Raw genomic sequence first — 16617 nt, forward strand, 5'->3', positions numbered from 1 at the left:
CCAAGTGGGCTATCAGGCGGCTTCTTCGGCGCGCTTCTTCTCGATCTGGCCGATCGCGTCGACCACGGCGTCGAAGGTCAACATGGTCGAGGCATGGCGCGCCTTGTAGTCGCGCACCGGTTCCAGATATTTGAGATCGGCGAAGCGGCCTTCCGGCGGCGCTCCGTTCTCTTTCAGCATTTTCAGCATGGTCTCGCGCAGCGCGCGCAATTCGTCGGCCGTAGCGCCAACCACATGTTGCGCCATGATCGAAGACGAGGCCTGGCCGAGCGCGCAAGCCTTCACGTCATGGGCGAAATCGGTAACCACGCCGTCCGCCATGTTGAGATCGACGGTAACGGTAGAGCCGCACAATTTGGAATGCGCCCTCGCGCTGGCGTCGGGATGATCGAGCCGGCCGATCCGCGTGATGTTTCCGGCAAAACCGAGAATTTTCGCATTATAGACGTCGTTGATCATTATTTTCCAGTCCGTCGCCGCCAAGCGAACAGCGTTTGCCGCTGACGCGTCTTCCTTTCGCTCGTCATGACCATATATAATGGTGGCAATCCGGTATCGACAAGGCGACGAAAGCCCGCGTCTTTGCCGCAGTTTGCTCACGCCGCTTACGGGGCTGGAAACGGGGCGAGTTTCCGACGCCGAAAGGTCGTGGTCCGTTCAACTCGTTCCTCCTGAGAGAGGGACTACGGGAGACGCCTTTATGGATGCCGTTATCAAGAAGTTCATGCCCCAGTCGGCCTACATGGAAAAGCCTGTCACCGACAGGCCGAGCGAGGCCGAGGTCGAGGCCGCGGTGCGCACGCTTTTGCGCTGGACCGGCGACAACCCCGATCGCGAAGGCCTGGTCGACACCCCCAAGCGCGTGGCCAAGGCCTATCGGGAAATGTTCGGCGGCTATGACATGTGCCCGGCCGAAGAGCTTGGCCGCACCTTTGAGGAAGTGGCCGGCTACGACGATCTTGTCATCGTCAAGGACATCCAGTTTCATTCGCATTGCGAGCATCATATGGTGCCGATCATCGGCAAGGCCCATGTCGGCTATCTGCCGGACGGCAAGGTCGTCGGCCTGTCCAAGATCGCACGCGTGGTCGACATCTTCGCCCATCGCCTGCAGACCCAGGAAGCCATGACCGCGCAGATCGCGGGCGTCATCCAGGACGTGCTCAATCCGCGCGGCGTCGCCGTGATGATCGAGGCCGAGCATATGTGCATGGCCATGCGCGGCATCCGCAAGCAGGGCTCCACCACGCTGACCTCGACCTTCACCGGCGTGTTCAAGGATACTCCAGAAGAACAGGTTCGTTTCGTCACCATGGTGCGCGGCGGTGGGGTGTAAGCTCCCTCGCCCGGCATCGCCGAACCATGATTCCGAAAGGTGGATACCGGTTTTCGGTTGATCATGGTCAAACAGGAAGATAGCCCGGCGATGTCGGCACTGGAATTTCCGAAGGCTCCCTCAGACAAGAAAGCGCTGGAAGAAGGCGCGGTGTTTTCACCGCGCTTCGATGCCGCCGGCTTGGTCACCGTCGTCGTCACCGATGCGGCGGACGGCATGCTTTTGATGGTCGCGCACATGAATGCGCAGGCTCTGGCGTTGACGCTTGAAACAGGTATCGCCCACTACTGGTCGCGTTCGCGCAATGCGCTGTGGAAGAAGGGCGAGACGTCAGGCAATCTCCAGCATGTCGTCGAGGTGCTCACGGATTGTGACCAGGACGCCATATGGTTGCGCGTCAAAGTGCTAGGCCACGACGCAACTTGTCACACGGGCCGGCGTTCCTGCTTCTATCGGACGGTGGGGTTGATCGACGGCAAGGCGACGCTTGCCGACGATGGCAGCGAGCCCTTGTTCGATGCGGAAAAAACGTATCGGAAGCTCCCGTGAATGACCAGCTTGAACCTTCTTCCCGCAGCCAACCACATAGATTCACCATTTCGATACGGCCCGCCTGTATATTAGCCGTGGGACAAGGGAGATCATGATGCTCGAGTGGGCGTCATTGCGTAACAGAGCGGACGTACGAGAGGCGAATGGTCCCGCTTCGTCCGGCGGCGCGTCCGAAATAACATCACCAAAGAAAACTGGCATTTCGCTTGCCTTGGGCGGCGGTTGCGCAAGAGGCTGGGCGCACATTGGCGTGCTGCGCGCGCTCGATGAAGCCGGCATCGAGGTTTCGATGATTGCCGGCACCTCGATCGGCGCGCTGGTCGGCGGCTGTTACCTCGCCGGAAAACTGGACGAGCTGGAAGAGTTCGCCCGCAGCCTGACCAGGCGGCGCATCTTCGGCCTGCTCGATCTCAACCTGCGCGGCAGCGGTCTGTTCGGCGGCATGAAGCTGGATGCTCGCCTGCGTGAGCATGTGGCCGGCATTCGCTTTGAGGATTTGTCCAAGCCGTTCGTCGCGGTCGCTTCCGAAATCCGCACCGGCCATGAGATCTGGCTGTCGAACGGCTCGCTGATAACAGCCATGCGCGCTTCCTATGCCTTGCCCGGAGTGTTCGAGCCGGTGACTTGCAATGGTCGCGTGCTGGTCGACGGAGCTTTGGTCAATCCGGTGCCGGTGTCGGTCTGCCGCGCCTATGAGCAGCCGCTGGTTGTCGCGGTCAACCTTCATTACGACCTGTTCGGCCGTGCCGCCGTCATCAAGCATAGCGCCGGCGAACTGGTCGTCGAGAACGATGCGCCGCGCAGTGGCCAATCCGACCCGGAGCACCGGGCGCATCAGACACGGCTTGGCATCACCGGCGTCATGGTCGAGGCCTTCAACATCATCCAGGATCGAATCTCGCGCGCCAGGCTTGCCGGCGATCCGCCCGACATGTCGCTGCAGCCCAAGCTCAGCCACATCGGTCTGACCGAATTCCACCGCGCCGACGAGGCGATCCAGATCGGCTATCGGGCAACGATGGCACAGATCGGCGAACTGACCCGGCTTCAGACGGTTCTCGCCTGATCAAAGACGCATCAGGCCCGTGCCGCGTCGACGATACGGAACTGCACGCTGCGATTGCCGTTCCAGTAATTGCCCGACAGTGAGCCGGCGACGTGGATCGTCATGCCGCGGTTCTTGAACAGGAAGTCGCCGAGAACGGTGTCGACGGCACGAAAGGCGATCGCCTGGATGCGGCCGCCGCTGCCCGACTGCAGGTCGGCGCGGATGTGGTTGGTGCCGACCAGCCGGGCGTCGGCCAGCCGATGGCGAGGCAGCGCGAAAACAGGCGCGACATGTCCCGCACCGAACGGGCCGGCCTTTTCCAGCGCATCCAGCAAAGCCAGCGTCGCACCCTCGGCGGCAAGCGCGCCGTCGATCGCCAGGCTTTCCTCGCCCTGCAGTCGGAACACGTCGGCTGCTGCGCGTTCCTCGAAAAATGCCCTGAGCTCGCCGAGCCGCGTGCGCTCAACGGTAATGCCGGCCGCCATGCCATGGCCGCCGCCCTTGACGATCAGCCCGGCATCTGCGGCCTCGCGCACCAGCCGGCCGAGATCGAAGCCCGACACCGAACGGCCCGAACCGGTGCCGGTGCCGGTGGCGTTGAAGGCGATGGCGAAGGCGGGCCGGCGCGCATGGTCCTTGAGCCTGGAGGCGAGCAGGCCGACGATGCCGGGATGCCAGTTGGTGCTGGCGGTGACGACGATGGCCGGCCCGCTGCCGCCGGCAAGCTCGGCATCGGCCTCGGCACGCGCCGCGGCCAGCATCTCCTGCTCCATCAGCTGCCGCTCCTGGTTGAGCCGGTCGAGCGTCTCGGCGATGGTGCGGGCCTCGACTGGATCGTCGGTCGCAAGCAGCCGGCTGCCGAGGGCGGCGTCGCCGATGCGTCCGCCGGCGTTGATGCGCGGTCCGATCAGGTAGGCTAGATGGAAGGTGCTGAGCGGCTCGCCGACGCGTGAGACCCGCGCCAGCGCAGCCATCCCCTCATTCCTCTGCTGGCGCGCCACTTGCAAGCCCTTGACGACGAAGGCGCGATTGACGCCGGTAAGCGGCACCACATCGCAGACCGTGGCCAGCGCCACGAGATCGAGCAGCGAGAGCAGGTCCGGCGGCGTGGCGTCGGCCAGCCGGCCGCGCAGGACCTTGGCGGTCTGCACCAGCGCGAGAAAAACCACGCCGGCGGCGCAGAGATGGCCCTGCCCGGAAAGGTCGTCGTCGCGGTTGGGGTTCACCACCGCGTGTGCCGCAGGCAAAGCGCCGCCGACCTGGTGATGGTCGAGCACCACGACATCGGCACCGGCGGCATTGGCCGCGTCGATGGAAGCCGGGCTGTTGGTGCCGCAATCGACCGTGACGATCAGCGTCGCGCCACGCGAGACGAGCTCGCGCATGGCTTCGGGATTGGGACCGTAACCCTCGAAGATTCGATCGGGAATGTAGATTTCCGACGATATCGAGAAATGCGCGAGGAAGCGTTTGAGCAAGGCCGATGAGGCGGCCCCATCGACGTCGTAGTCGCCGAAGATCGCCACCCTCTCCCGGGCCATCACCGCGGCGGCTATGCGAATGGCCGCCTTGTCCATGTCGGTCAGCGATGCCGGGTCCGGCAGCAGGTCGCGGATCGTCGGGTCGAGAAAGCGCTCCGCCTGTTCCACCGTCACGCCACGTCCGGCAAGCACGCGCGCGACGATATCGGGCACGCCGTGCCCCTGTGCGATGGCAAGCGCGACCATCTCCTGCCGCTCGGTCAGCCGATGTTCCCAGGAAACACCGGTGGCCGACTGCCGGACATCGAGAAAAAGGCGTCTTTCGCCCGTCATGCGAGGCGGCGTTTGCGGATGGTCATTGCCCACAATATGTGATGGCCAGTCAGGAATGCATCAAAACTTTTCCAGGTCCTGATGCCGGGCCTTGATCTCGCGCACGGTGCGCGACGATGAACGCAGCACGATGGTGTGCGTGGTGATGTAGTTGCGGCCGAACTTGACCCCTGCCAGCATGTTGCCATCGGTGACGCCGGTGGCCGCGAACAACACATCGCCGCGCGCCATGTCCTCGGCCCGGTAGACCCGCTTCGGGTCGGCAATACCCATCTTGCCGGCGCGAACGACCTTTTCGGGCGTGTCGAGGATCAAGCGGCCCTGCATCTGGCCGCCGGTGCAGCGCAGCGCCGCTGCCGCCAGCACGCCCTCCGGCGCGCCGCCGGTGCCGAGATAGATGTCGATGCCGGTTTCCTCGGGATCGGTGGTGTGGATGACACCGGCGACGTCGCCATCGCCGATCAGCCGGATCGCTGCCCCGGTGGCGCGCACCGCGTCGATCAGCTTGCCATGGCGCGGGCGGTCGAGGATGCAGGCGGTGACGTCGGACACCGCGACGCCCTTGGCCTTGGCCAAGCTGGCGATATTTTCGGCCGGCGAGGCATCGATGTCGATGACGCCCTCGGGATAGCCCGGACCGATGGCGATCTTGTCCATGTAGACGTCGGGCGCGAACAGCAGGCTGCCCTTCTCGGCGATGGCGATGACGGCCAGCGCGTTGGGCAGGTTCTTGGCGCAGATCGTGGTGCCTTCCAGCGGGTCGAGCGCGATGTCGACCGCCGGGCCTTTGCCGATGCCGACCTCCTCGCCGATATAGAGCATCGGCGCCTCGTCCCGCTCGCCCTCGCCGATCACCACCGTGCCTTTGATGGCGAGACGATTGAGCTCCTGGCGCATGGCGTCCACCGCGACCTGGTCGGCGGCCTTTTCGTCACCGCGTCCGCGCAGCCTGGCGGCCGCGACGGCGGCGCGTTCGGTGACGCGCACCAGTTCCATGGTGAGTATCCGGTCAAGTCCGGCGACAATGTTGGGGGCCACGTTCATCTGGTTGATCCTCGTTCGCATGCCGCCTCCCGCCGGAGGCGCGCCTCTTGTGTCAAACGAGCATGACAACGGCAAGACCTCTCGAAGGTTTTCTCGAAAAGCCTGCAATATCAATCGATTAAACTATGGACAACACGATTTGCAGCGAACCGGGGCTTTCCCCTACAAGGAACGGGATCTAGAACACGGCCAGATATTTGAGCAGCGAAACGATGCCGATAATGATGACGATGATCTGCGCGATCTGCCGCATCCTGCCGTCCAGCGGCAGACGCTGGATCAGATAGAGCACGAGAATGATCACCAGGAACGTGATCAGGATGCCGATCAGGACGGAAGAAGCCATGGTGCTCCCCTGGACATTGCGGGACGGACGAGTAAGCCGGCCAAACCGGCTCCGTCGTTACCGGATCAATACCAGCGGCGCTGGGTGTCATTCATCGACTGGCCAACGACGAGGCCGGCCAGAAAACCCAAGAGGCCGATGACGCCGACCACTGCCGTCGTGGTGCCCGGATTTTCGCGCGCGACCTCCGAGACCGCCTGGGCCTGACTGCGCAACTGCTGTGCCGTTCGCGACGCACGGCTCGTCGCGCTGTCGTACACATCCGATGCCCGCGCCGAGGCGTCGTCAACCAGCTCCGCGGCTCGTTCCGAAAGGCTCTTGTTGATCTTGGTGATTTCCTTGCGCAGATCGGCGATCTGCTTTTCGAGCGCCTTCTGGATATCGTCGATCTGGGGAGTATCCCGGGGGGTCTCGGATTTCGATGTTTCGGCCATAAGCATCCCCTTGATTTGCACCTCGGGAGAACGGCGCTGGCCGGGATTGGTTCCGGCGAGCCAGACAGCGGCATCCCCTGAACACTATCGGTCGCGGCAATCCAGTGGTACGCGACCGAAAGAAATATCTATCCTGCCCGTTCGATCCGGATGACCTGCGGCTTGTCGGTCAGGTGACCATCCTTGGTGATGCCGTCAACAGCCTTGCGCACGGCAGACTCCGTGGTTTCGTGGGTGACCAGGATCACCGTCTTTTGCGCCGCCGCTTCGCCGTTGATCGCGTGCTGGACGATCGATTCCAGCGAGATATCGTTGTCGGCCATGCGCTTGGCGATGGCCGCGAACACCCCGATGCGATCATGCACGGTCAGCCGGATGAAATAGCCGCCCGCATGGCTGCGCATCTGTGCCTTCTTGTAAGGCTTCAACTCCTTCGCCGGCCTTCCGAAGACCGGGCCGTGCTGGAAGCCGGGCCGGCTCTTGGCGATATCGGCGATGTCGCCGATGACGGCCGAGGCGGTGGCATTGCCGCCGGCACCGGGGCCGGAGAGCAGCAATTCGCCGAGGATATCGGTCTCGATCGCCACCGCATTGATGACGCCGTGGACCTGCGCGATCACCGAGGCCGTCGGCACCATGGTCGGATGCACGCGCTGCTCGATGCCGCTGTCGGTGCGCTGGGCGACGCCAAGCAGCTTGATCCGGTAGCCGAGATCGCCGGCCGCACGTATATCGGCCTGGGTGATGTTCGAGATGCCTTCCATGTAGATGTCGTTGGCAGCGATCTTGGTGCCGAAGGCCAGGCTGGTCAGGATCGACAGCTTGTGCGCGGTGTCATGGCCCTCGATGTCGAAGGTCGGGTCGGCCTCGGCATAGCCCAGCCGCTGCGCGTCCTTGAGGCAGGCGTCGAACGAGATGCCTTCGGCCTCCATACGGGTCAGGATATAGTTGCAGGTACCGTTGAGAATGCCGAAGACGCGGGTGACCGAGTTGCCGGCCATCGCTTCGCGCATCGTCTTGATGACGGGAATGCCGCCCGCAACCGCGGCCTCGTAGTTGAGCAGCACGCCCTTCTTCTCGGCGATCTCGGCCAGCGCGACACCATGTTTGGCCAGCAGCGCCTTGTTCGCGGTAACGACATGACGGCCTGCCTCGAGCGCCGTCTTCACAGCCGCGAACGCCGGCCCCTCGTCGCCGCCGATCAGCTCGACGAAAACGTCGATCTCGGCGGTCTGCGCCATCTTGGCCGGATCGTCGAACCATTTCGCGGTATTGAGATCGACGCCGCGGTCGCGCTTGGGATCACGCGCCGAAACCGCCGACACGACGATGTCGCGCCCGCACTGCCGTGTCAGCTCCGCCGCCTTGTCGCGCAGCACGCGCGCCACCCACGCGCCGACCGTGCCGAGGCCGGCAATTCCAACACGCAGAGCTTCAGCCATGGCCAGCGATGTCCCCCGAAAGATCAAACGAAATTGTGTGCGGAAAGCTTACCGATGGGCGGAAAGCGGCACGACATTGTTGGGTTGCTTGGCGCTGGTCGCCAGGAAGCGCTTGATGTTGCGCGCCGCCTGTCGGATCCGGTGCTCGTTCTCGACCAGCGCGACACGCACGAAATCATCGCCATGTTCGCCGAAGCCGACGCCTGGCGCCACCGCAACGTCGGCATGTTCGATGAGCAGCTTGGAGAATTCGAGCGAGCCGAGATGGCGGAACGGCTCGGGAATCGGCGCCCAGGCGAACATGGACGCAGCCGGAGCCGGAATGGTCCAGCCCGCGCGGCCGAAGGCGTCGACCATCACATCGCGCCGCTTGTGGTAGATGTCGCGTACTTCGGCGATGTCGGCGCCATCGCCATTGAGCGCGTGTGCGGCCGCCACCTGGATCGGCGTGAAGGCGCCGTAATCGAGATAGGATTTCACCCGGGTCAGCGCCGAGATCAGCCGCTCGTTGCCGACGGCAAAGCCCATGCGCCAGCCGGGCATGGAGAAGGTCTTCGACATGGAGGTGAACTCGACGCAAACGTCGATCGCACCCGGCACCTCGAGCACCGAAGGCGGCGGATTGCCGTCGAAATAGATCTCGGAATAGGCAAGGTCCGACAGGATGATGATGTCGTTCTTCTTGGCGAACGCCACCACGTCCTTGTAGAAATCGAGCGAGGCGACCAGCGCCGTCGGGTTCGACGGATAGTTGAGGATCAGCGCCAGCGGCTTCGGGATCGAATGGCGGATGCCGCGCTCGACCGCCGGGATGAAGCCGTCATCGGGCTCCACCTGCAGCGAGCGGATGACGCCGCCCGACATGATGAAGCCGAAAGCATGGATCGGGTAGGTTGGATTCGGGCACAGGATCACGTCGCCCGGCGCGGTGATCGCCTGCGCCATGTTGGCGAAGCCCTCTTTCGAACCCAGAGTTGCCACCACTTGCGTATCGGGATTGAGCTTCACGCCGAAGCGGCGCTGATAGTAAGCGGCCTGCGCGCGGCGCAGGCCCGGAATGCCGCGCGAGGAGGAATAGCGATGGGTGCGCGGATCGCGCACCACTTCGCACAATTTGTCGACGATTGCCTTGGGCGTCGGCAGGTCCGGATTGCCCATGCCGAGGTCGATGATGTCGGCCCCGCGCGAGCGGGCACTGGCCTTGAGCCGGTTGACCTGCTCGAAGACATAGGGCGGAAGCCGACGGACCTTGTGAAACTCTTCCATGGCAGTTCCAGACATCACTTGGCGTTTGGCAAGGCGCGCCGTGTCGGCAAGTGCCTTGGGCGCGCGCTATATACTTATTTGCAGGTAGGGTCGAGGGCGGGGTCGCATTTGCCTTCGATCTGCTTCAGCGTCTGCGCGCCATGCTTGCTGGCCAGGTCCGTCAGCGCCGCCTGGTTGGTGACTTTGGGGGCGCCGCCATTGGCTGCCTGCGCGCTCTCGTCCCCCTTCAATTCCGCGAGCCTGGCGTTCCTCTCGGCATCGGTGAACTGTTTGGCCGCCACTTTCGGCGGGATGTTCAGGTTCGGAAAGGTGCCGGTATCCTTCGGTCCCGCTGATGTGGCGATGGGCACCGGGCCGCTGGTATCGGTGCTCGAGCAGGCCCCAAGGCACAGCAGGGCAATTGCCGCACCGATGCGGCAAAAACGACCGGCGCCGAAAAAAACAGTCTCGCCAATGTTAATCGTCATATTGTTTCCTTGGCAGCCGGGGTAGAGCGAGGTTGGACCCGTTCGGATGTCCCATGGTAATATGTCAAGAAAACGCTTCGGGAGGAACCCCGCGCACCATGTCCAAAACACCCGATTCGGGCAAAACGGAAGATGGCGGACCTTCGACGGTCGAGCAATATCTGGTGAAGGATCCGGAACGCTTCGCCCTGAACATGGCGCGCATGATCGAGCAGGCCGGCAAGGCGGCTTCCGCCTGGGCCGAGCCGCGCGAGAAGGGCGAAGTGCGCGACCATGTCGCCGAACCGGTCGTCGACATGGTGAAGACCTTCTCCAAGCTCAGCGAATACTGGCTTGCCGACCCGCAACGCGCGCTCGAAGCTCAGACGCGGCTGTTCGCCGGCTATATGACGGTATGGGCGAACGCCATCCAGCGCGTCAGCCCCGATGCTGAGCGAACCGAGGACGCGGTCAAGCCGGAGCGCGGCGACAAGCGTTTCCAGGATCCGGAATGGGGCCGCAACGCCTTCTTCGATTTCTTGAAACAGGCCTATCTCGTCACCTCGCGCTGGGCGGCTGAGCTTGTCGAGCACGCCGAAGGTCTGGACGAGCACACCCGTCACAAGGCGAGCTTCTACGTCAAGCAGGTGTCCAACGCCATCTCGCCGTCGAATTTCATCCTGACCAATCCGGAACTGTTTCGCGAAACCATCGCCTCGAACGGCGAAAACCTTGTGCGAGGCATGAAGATGCTGGCCGAGGACATCGCCGCCGGCAAGGGCGACCTGAAGCTGCGCCAGGCCGACTACTCGCCCTTCGAGATCGGCCGCAACATCGCCACCACCCCCGGCAAGGTGGTCGGCCGCAGCGACGTCGCCGAGATTATCCAATACGATCCCGCCACCGAGACGGTGCTGAAACGGCCGCTGCTGATCTGCCCGCCATGGATCAACAAGTTCTACATACTCGACCTCAACCCGCAGAAATCCTTCATCCGCTGGGCGATCGAACAGGGCCACACCGTGTTCGTCATCTCCTGGATCAACCCTGATGAACGCCACGGCATGAAGAACTGGGAAGCTTATACAAGAGAGGGGCTGCAATACGGCCTCGACACTATCGAGAAGGCCACAGGCGAGAAGGAGGTCAACGCTATCGGCTACTGCGTCGGCGGCACGTTGCTGGCGGCGGCACTTGCCCTACTGGCGCAGGAGGGTGACGATCGCATCAAATCGGCGACCTTCTTCACCACCCAGGTCGATTTCACCTATGCCGGCGACCTCAAGGTGTTCGTCGACGAAGAACAGGTCGCGGCCGTCGAACGTGCGATGAATGAAAAGGGCTATCTCGACGGCACCAAGATGGCGACCGCCTTCAACATGCTGCGCTCGGGCGACCTGATCTGGCCCTATGTCGTCAACAACTACATGCGCGGCAAGGATCCCCTGCCCTTCGACCTGCTTTACTGGAATGCCGATTCGACACGCATGGCGGCGGCCAACCACTCCTTCTATTTGCGCAACTGCTATCTCGAGAACAACCTCTCGCGCGGCAGAATGGAACTTGCCGGCCGCACCGTTTCGCTCGCCGACATCAAGATCCCCGTCTACAACCTCGCGTCCAGGGAAGACCACATCGCTCCCGCGCTGTCCGTTTTCCTCGGCTCGAAATATTTCGGTGGCGAGGTCGAATACGTGATGGCGGGCTCCGGTCATATCGCCGGCGTTGTCAACCCGCCCGCATCGGGCAAGTACCAGTACTGGACCGGCGGCAAGCCGGAGGGCGACTTCGGCGAGTGGATCGCCAAGGCCACCGACCATCCTGGCTCCTGGTGGCCGCATTGGCAGAGCTGGATAGAGGCCAAGGACAACAATCGCGTGCCTGCCCGCAAAGCAGGCAAGCATATGAAAACCTTTGGTGATGCCCCCGGCACCTATGTCAAGGTGCGTGTGTAACCGACTGTAATGTCTGGTGAGTTGACGGACCCGTAAAAGCGGGCGAAATGGTGTCGTCAACCATCTTGCCGCCTAAATTCGGCAATTGCCGCAAAAATACTTCCAGGCTTGCTGATTTGACACAGGTCTCGTTTCCGGATCGGAGACAAGGGGCACCTCGACGCAGCCGTTCGGACGCCGCGCCAAGGATATACCGATCGGATATCGAGGGGGAATTTGACTTTGAAATCAGCAGGGTGGAGCCTCGCGAAGGGAGAACGCCGCACCATTGCGGCGGCGCTCTGCTCCGTGCTCCTGGCCTCCTGCACCTCGGCCGGCGACCCCACAATGTCGGTTGGCATGCCCGGCTACAATGCCTCCGCATCGGACATCCACGCAGCCTCGACAAACACGCCGATCGTGGCCGGCGATTCGTCGTCGCAGACGGCGACCACGCAGACCACCGTGATGGCGGAAGGCGACACAGCGCTGCCCGAGACGGTCGCCTACGTGCCGATTGCCAAGCCGCAGGCGGCCTTCCCCCTCACCGCGCCGGCTGAAGCTGAAACGATTGCCGGAAACACGCCGCAATCGCTGGAGCAGCAGCCGCAGACGGCGCAGCAGACCGATGCGGCGGCGCAGAAGATCGCCGCCGCCGACGCGGCCGTGACGGCGCCGAAGCAGGCCGTCACACCGGCGATGAACAATCCAGTCTATGTGACCGCTGGCGAGGCGCCGCAGGCCGAGGCGCCGAAGAAAAGGGGGTTCCTGGCCTCGATGTTTGGCGCCACGCCGGCTTCGGCGAAGCCCGCTCCACTGGTCAACACGCGCGCAGGCGAACAGCCGGCCGTGCAGGCCAAGCCCGCCCCGGGGGCGGCAAAGCCGATCATTACACTGGCCTCGGCCGATTCCACGGCGAAACCGGTGCAACTGGCTTCGCTCGGCGACGACTCAGGTCACATCACCGGCAGCGATGCCCTGCCGGGCGTCCGCCAGACGGCGCTGTTCGAGATCAAGCGCAAATCCGGTCTCGACGACGAAAGCGACGTCGACCTCAACGAGGATGAAGGTTCGGGCGGCCTCTACCAGGTCGCCTCCGCCGCCGGCATGGCGCGCCTGGCGCCCAACGGGCTCTTGAAGCAGAACGAGAGTGTCGACGTGGCGTGCCTCAAGCCCTCGCTGGTGCGCGTGCTCAAGACAATCGAAGGCCATTACGGCCGCAAGATGGTCGTCACCTCGGGCTATCGCGACCCCGCCCGCAACCGCCGTGCCAACGGCGCCAAGAATTCGCTGCACATGTATTGCGCCGCCGCCGACATCCAGGTGCCGGGCGTCTCGAAATGGGAGCTGGCGAGCTACGTCAGGACGATGCCCGGCCGCGGCGGCGTCGGCACCTACTGTCACACCGAATCGGTCCACGTCGACGTCGGCCCCGAGCGCGACTGGAACTGGCGCTGCCGCCGGCGCAGCGGTGGCGAAGGCTGACCAGGGCCGGTTCGGCTGGACGCGCCAAAGCGCGTCGCGCTGAAACGGACGTCACTGTTGAGCGACATGCATATTGCATCAGGCCGCTTCCGCAATCGTCTGAAAAGTGACCGCAAATCCACACGCCGGCTGGGGACGGCCGCCAGAAAAATTGCCGCCGGCGCTGCGTGAATCACTCGCTTCGGCAGGCAGGAAAAAAGTTGTCCAAGCCGGCACCTGACGGGTTGCCGGTTGCGCACAACGCCAGTATAAGCCGCTTTCATCTGAGCGCGCCCATCGTCTAGCGGTCAGGACACCGCCCTTTCACGGCGGTAACAGGGGTTCGATTCCCCTTGGGCGTACCAGCTTCACTCGAAGTCTCCTTCGCTCCCTTTCGGCGTCAAGAGCTATCGCGCCGGACAGGGTAACACCCCCTTCCGAAACGTCATTTTACGTGTTGATCATTCCGCCGCCTCGACCTTGTCGAGGGCAAGGCTCGATGGTTAAATCGGCTTTCCCAGGGGGATGCTAATATGGCAGTTCACCTTTCGGCGGATGCTCGAGCTCCTGCGGCGAGGCCGCCACAAAGATATCTCTTTGGCCCGCTGGCGGACTTCCTCATGCTTGGCGGGAGCGCATTCCTGATTTTGCCAGCCCTGTTCTTCGTGCCGCTCAAATACGAAGGCGCCGTGGCTGCGGTGATGCTTTTCCTGGCTTATCTGACCAACTATCCACACTTCGCCCACTCCTACCAACTCTTCTATCGCAATTTTGGAAGCAAGGTGCGCGGCGACGGATACGACAGGGGCCTCCAGATCCGCTACATTTTCGCCGGCATTGTCGTTCCCCTGCTCATGGGCGGGTTTTTTGCTTACGGCTCGATAACGGCGAACGCCCGGCTGCTCGGAAACGCAGCCAACGCGATGTTCTTTTTCGTGGGCTGGCACTACGTCAAGCAAGGCTACGGCATGTTGATGGTGGACGCGGTGTTGAAGCGCAGGTTCTTCACCAATCCGGACAAGAAAATCCTGCTGGTCAACAGCTATGCCGTATGGCTGTTTGCATGGCTCCAGACGAACACGGCGGTCAGCCAAGCAAAATATTACGGTCTGGAATATTACACGTTTGCCACCCCTGTGTGGCTCAATGCGATCGCGCTGTCGGCCGCGGCCGCTTCCACGGCCGCCACCGTTGTGATGCTGATCAATCGCTGGAGTAAAAATGGCGGCAGCCTGCCGTATAACGGCGTCGTCGCTTACAGCGCGTCCCTGTACCTCTGGATCCTGGTCGTGAGAATAAATCCGCTCTGGCTGCTCGTGGTGCCGGCACTCCATTCGCTGCAGTACCTGGCCGTGGTCTGGCGCTATCAAAGCAATGTCGAGCGTGACGGGCCCGATTCAGAAAGGGTTCCGGACTCCAGAATCCTGTCCATTCTTGGTCCGATCTACAGGATGCGTGTCCTGGGGTTCGTCATCGCCGGCGGGGTCCTCGGCGGTCTCGGTTTCTGGCTGGTTCCGGCGGCACTGACCGCCTTGATCCCTTACGACAAGGAAGTCCTGGGTTCGTCGCTGTTCTTCTTCATAGTGCTGATCTTCATCAACGTGCACCACTACTTCCTTGACAATGTCATGTGGCGACGCGGCAACCCCGAAGTTTCAAAATATCTGTTCCGCTAGCGGTTGGCACGGCCGGGTGCGGGAACGCCTTGCGGAGCACTTCAGGCGGAAAGAATTGGCATCGGCTCGGTTGCCGCGCCGGCCGATATCTCTTGTTGCACGGCGAAGAAGAACCTGCGCACCTCGTCGCTGGCCGCCGCTCTGTCCCTGCCTGACCTGACGACGAGATCGAACAACTCCGTTGCCTTGGCCCTCCAGAACGAGGTGGCGCTGTCGCCATGCAAACTGTCGAGCCTGGCAGCCACCTCCCGAACCAGGAATGCCTGACGGTCGATCGGGAATGCACGGATTTTTTCTGGGGACATCTTCCGAACCACGAGACTGACGCAACGAATCAACCATTGCCGAACAAGCATGGCGTAGCCGCGAAAGTGGAAACGGAAGCTTAATGGCATCCGCATCGATGCGCCGTTCGGCCATGAGAACGAAATAGCGCAGCACCCTCAGGCTTGCAGCCCTCTCGCCTGGCCACCGCGCTTGCGCGGCGCCATCATGTCCCGGGCCATCAGCCCGGTCACCCGGCAGAACGCCATGAACGCCCGGCAGGCATCCTCGGTCTTGACCACGTCCACGGTGGCGCCGAAGCAGGCGTTGAAGGCCTTCTGGTAAATCGGGCCTTGCCGGCGCAGCGGCCAGTCCTGGAGAAAATCAAGGGCCTGTTCGACGCTGTAGATCTCCTCGACAGGCAGGCCGGGTCCGGGCGCGATACGCACCGGCACCTCGAATTGCAATCTGTCCATCCGCCATCTCCCGAACTGTCGTCACCAGCGGCAACGCCATCCGTCGTAAAAAGTTGCTTTGACCGGCCGCTACCGCAGGAATGTGGCGTCTCCGCGGTCATGGACGTTTTGCCGCAGCCGCCGCAAGCAACCGCCAAGGCGCTCGACCTTGTCGAACGCGGGCGCCTTGGCGATCCGGCTACTGGTTGGCGGGATCGGTCTCCGCATCGAAGGCCATGCGCACCGCCGTAAGCAGCACGAAGGCCGACGGCACAGCGAAAATCCCGCCAAGGACAAGTGCCCCTGTCGCCGAAAGGCCGAGCGTCTCCGTCAGCGCCCAGTAGACGGTTCCGATACAGATGAGCGCCTGGACGGAAAGGAAAATGGCGGCGCAGGCCGCGCGTGAAAGGCTCTTGAATGTCTTGATACGTTGCATGGAAACAATCCGGAAATGACGCGCCACACACCGCTGCGCGACCGAGGCCGCCGCACGGATCGCGACGCGAACAGGAAGTGATTTGAGTGAAGGAGCGGTTGAACCGCTCAGGCCGGAAGCGACGGCGGTGCGCGCGGCTGATTGGCAGTCGCCCAAGATGTACGGGCCAACTCGCCAGCAGCGACGATCTCCGCCGGCGGAACCGAAACAAACCAGGAAAAGACGGTGTCCCGAGCCGGCAGGGCCGGATGGCCGCCGGCGAACTTGACCAGGGCCGGCCGGCCGGAACGAACTTCCAGCGCCTGCGCCTTGCCGGTGATGCGCAGCAGCGCCGCCGCTTCGCCGGACCGCTCCACGCCGGCGCTGGCGACACCGGAGGCTGCTCCGGCATGGACGGGCACCTCCGGCCGGCCAAGGGACAGCATCGCCAGCAGCACCAGGCTCATCAGCAATGAGCAGGCCGCCTTCAACGGCGCTTCCGGCAGTCTGGCGTGTCTGACCCTCATGAAATCTCCAAAAACCTCCCTCGCCCTACCGTACGGTCGACTGAAAGGGAAGGAACAAGGGCGTCAAAGACACCGGGGCGCGCCGAATATCCCTCCCGCTTGGTCGTGTCCGGGCAGTTCTTCCTTGAACCTTTTGCCCTCAAGTGCCAAATCT

The 16617-nt window shown here is 63.1% G+C and carries 18 protein-coding genes and 1 tRNA gene; 7 read left to right on the forward strand and 12 right to left on the reverse strand.

Features of this window, described 5'->3' with window-relative positions; translation table 11 throughout:
- Positions 1 to 12: 12 nt before the first annotated feature.
- Positions 13 to 459: an iron-sulfur cluster assembly scaffold protein gene (locus tag LB533_RS11240; protein ID WP_224677171.1), complete on the reverse strand. Its 447-nt coding sequence runs from the start codon at positions 457 to 459 to the stop codon at positions 13 to 15.
- Positions 460 to 700: 241 nt separating this feature from the next.
- Here LB533_RS11240 and folE point away from each other — a divergent pair, with 241 nt between their 5' ends.
- The 3 genes from folE (at position 701) to LB533_RS11255 (ending at position 2954) form a co-directional block, all read left to right on the forward strand.
- Entirely contained in the window at positions 701 to 1336 is a 636-nt protein-coding gene (folE, locus tag LB533_RS11245; RefSeq protein WP_140517057.1) for a GTP cyclohydrolase I FolE, read from the forward strand.
- Positions 1337 to 1426: 90 nt separating this feature from the next.
- On the forward strand, positions 1427 to 1885 hold the full coding sequence (hisI, locus tag LB533_RS11250) for a phosphoribosyl-AMP cyclohydrolase (RefSeq protein WP_140551552.1): 459 nt from the start codon (positions 1427 to 1429) through the stop codon (positions 1883 to 1885).
- A gap of 97 nt (positions 1886 to 1982) precedes the next feature.
- Positions 1983 to 2954, forward strand: coding sequence for a patatin family protein (locus tag LB533_RS11255; protein WP_140638910.1), 972 nt, complete (start codon positions 1983 to 1985; stop codon positions 2952 to 2954).
- 11 nt (positions 2955 to 2965) lie between these two features.
- Here the strand turns inward: LB533_RS11255 and recJ are convergent, their stop codons facing one another.
- The 7 genes from recJ to LB533_RS11290 form a co-directional block, all read right to left on the reverse strand.
- Positions 2966 to 4750 (reverse strand): single-stranded-DNA-specific exonuclease RecJ, encoded by a 1785-nt coding sequence (gene recJ, locus LB533_RS11260; protein WP_224677172.1) that lies wholly within the window; start codon positions 4748 to 4750, stop codon positions 2966 to 2968.
- Between the two features lie 60 nt (positions 4751 to 4810).
- Positions 4811 to 5794 carry a class II fructose-bisphosphatase gene (glpX, locus tag LB533_RS11265; protein ID WP_224677173.1) on the reverse strand — a complete coding sequence of 328 codons (984 nt, stop codon included), beginning with the start codon at positions 5792 to 5794 and terminating at the stop codon, positions 4811 to 4813.
- Between the two features lie 178 nt (positions 5795 to 5972).
- Positions 5973 to 6140: a Thivi_2564 family membrane protein gene (locus LB533_RS11270; protein WP_140551503.1), complete on the reverse strand. Its 168-nt coding sequence runs from the start codon at positions 6138 to 6140 to the stop codon at positions 5973 to 5975.
- A 65-nt stretch (positions 6141 to 6205) separates the two neighbouring features.
- Positions 6206 to 6574 carry a hypothetical protein gene (locus LB533_RS11275; protein ID WP_224677174.1) on the reverse strand — a complete coding sequence of 123 codons (369 nt, stop codon included), beginning with the start codon at positions 6572 to 6574 and terminating at the stop codon, positions 6206 to 6208.
- 128 nt (positions 6575 to 6702) lie between these two features.
- Positions 6703 to 8016, reverse strand: a complete 1314-nt coding sequence (locus LB533_RS11280; RefSeq protein ID WP_224677175.1) for a homoserine dehydrogenase — start codon at positions 8014 to 8016, stop codon at positions 6703 to 6705.
- Positions 8017 to 8064: 48 nt separating this feature from the next.
- Positions 8065 to 9282, reverse strand: a complete 1218-nt coding sequence (locus tag LB533_RS11285) for an LL-diaminopimelate aminotransferase (protein WP_224677176.1) — start codon at positions 9280 to 9282, stop codon at positions 8065 to 8067.
- 74 nt (positions 9283 to 9356) lie between these two features.
- Positions 9357 to 9749 carry a hypothetical protein gene (locus LB533_RS11290; RefSeq protein ID WP_224677177.1) on the reverse strand — a complete coding sequence of 131 codons (393 nt, stop codon included), beginning with the start codon at positions 9747 to 9749 and terminating at the stop codon, positions 9357 to 9359.
- Positions 9750 to 9847: 98 nt separating this feature from the next.
- Here LB533_RS11290 and phaC point away from each other — a divergent pair, with 98 nt between their 5' ends.
- The 4 genes from phaC to LB533_RS11310 all read left to right on the forward strand — a co-directional run bounded on the left by phaC (position 9848) and on the right by LB533_RS11310 (position 14802).
- Positions 9848 to 11683, forward strand: coding sequence for a class I poly(R)-hydroxyalkanoic acid synthase (phaC, locus tag LB533_RS11295; RefSeq protein WP_224677178.1), 1836 nt, complete (start codon positions 9848 to 9850; stop codon positions 11681 to 11683).
- Between the two features lie 216 nt (positions 11684 to 11899).
- Complete coding sequence (locus LB533_RS11300; protein ID WP_224677180.1) at positions 11900 to 13147, forward strand: YcbK family protein; 1248 nt, start codon at positions 11900 to 11902, stop codon at positions 13145 to 13147.
- A gap of 269 nt (positions 13148 to 13416) precedes the next feature.
- A tRNA-Glu gene (locus LB533_RS11305) sits at positions 13417 to 13491 on the forward strand.
- A 168-nt stretch (positions 13492 to 13659) separates the two neighbouring features.
- Complete coding sequence (locus LB533_RS11310) at positions 13660 to 14802, forward strand: hypothetical protein (RefSeq protein ID WP_224677181.1); 1143 nt, start codon at positions 13660 to 13662, stop codon at positions 14800 to 14802.
- 41 nt (positions 14803 to 14843) lie between these two features.
- On the opposite strand, the gene LB533_RS11315 is transcribed toward LB533_RS11310, so the two are convergent.
- The 4 genes from LB533_RS11315 to LB533_RS11330 form a co-directional block, all read right to left on the reverse strand.
- Positions 14844 to 15203, reverse strand: a complete 360-nt coding sequence (locus LB533_RS11315; RefSeq protein WP_224677183.1) for a DUF6074 family protein — start codon at positions 15201 to 15203, stop codon at positions 14844 to 14846.
- A 42-nt stretch (positions 15204 to 15245) separates the two neighbouring features.
- Positions 15246 to 15542, reverse strand: a complete 297-nt coding sequence (locus tag LB533_RS11320; RefSeq protein WP_140551494.1) for a DUF982 domain-containing protein — start codon at positions 15540 to 15542, stop codon at positions 15246 to 15248.
- A 178-nt stretch (positions 15543 to 15720) separates the two neighbouring features.
- Positions 15721 to 15957 carry a hypothetical protein gene (locus tag LB533_RS11325; RefSeq protein ID WP_140638919.1) on the reverse strand — a complete coding sequence of 79 codons (237 nt, stop codon included), beginning with the start codon at positions 15955 to 15957 and terminating at the stop codon, positions 15721 to 15723.
- 107 nt (positions 15958 to 16064) lie between these two features.
- Entirely contained in the window at positions 16065 to 16463 is a 399-nt protein-coding gene (locus tag LB533_RS11330) for a hypothetical protein (protein ID WP_224677184.1), read from the reverse strand.
- Positions 16464 to 16617: the final 154 nt, after the last annotated feature.

Source organism: Mesorhizobium sp. BR1-1-13 (assembly GCF_020165515.1).
In the GTDB taxonomy this organism is placed as follows: Bacteria; Pseudomonadota; Alphaproteobacteria; order Rhizobiales; family Rhizobiaceae; genus Mesorhizobium.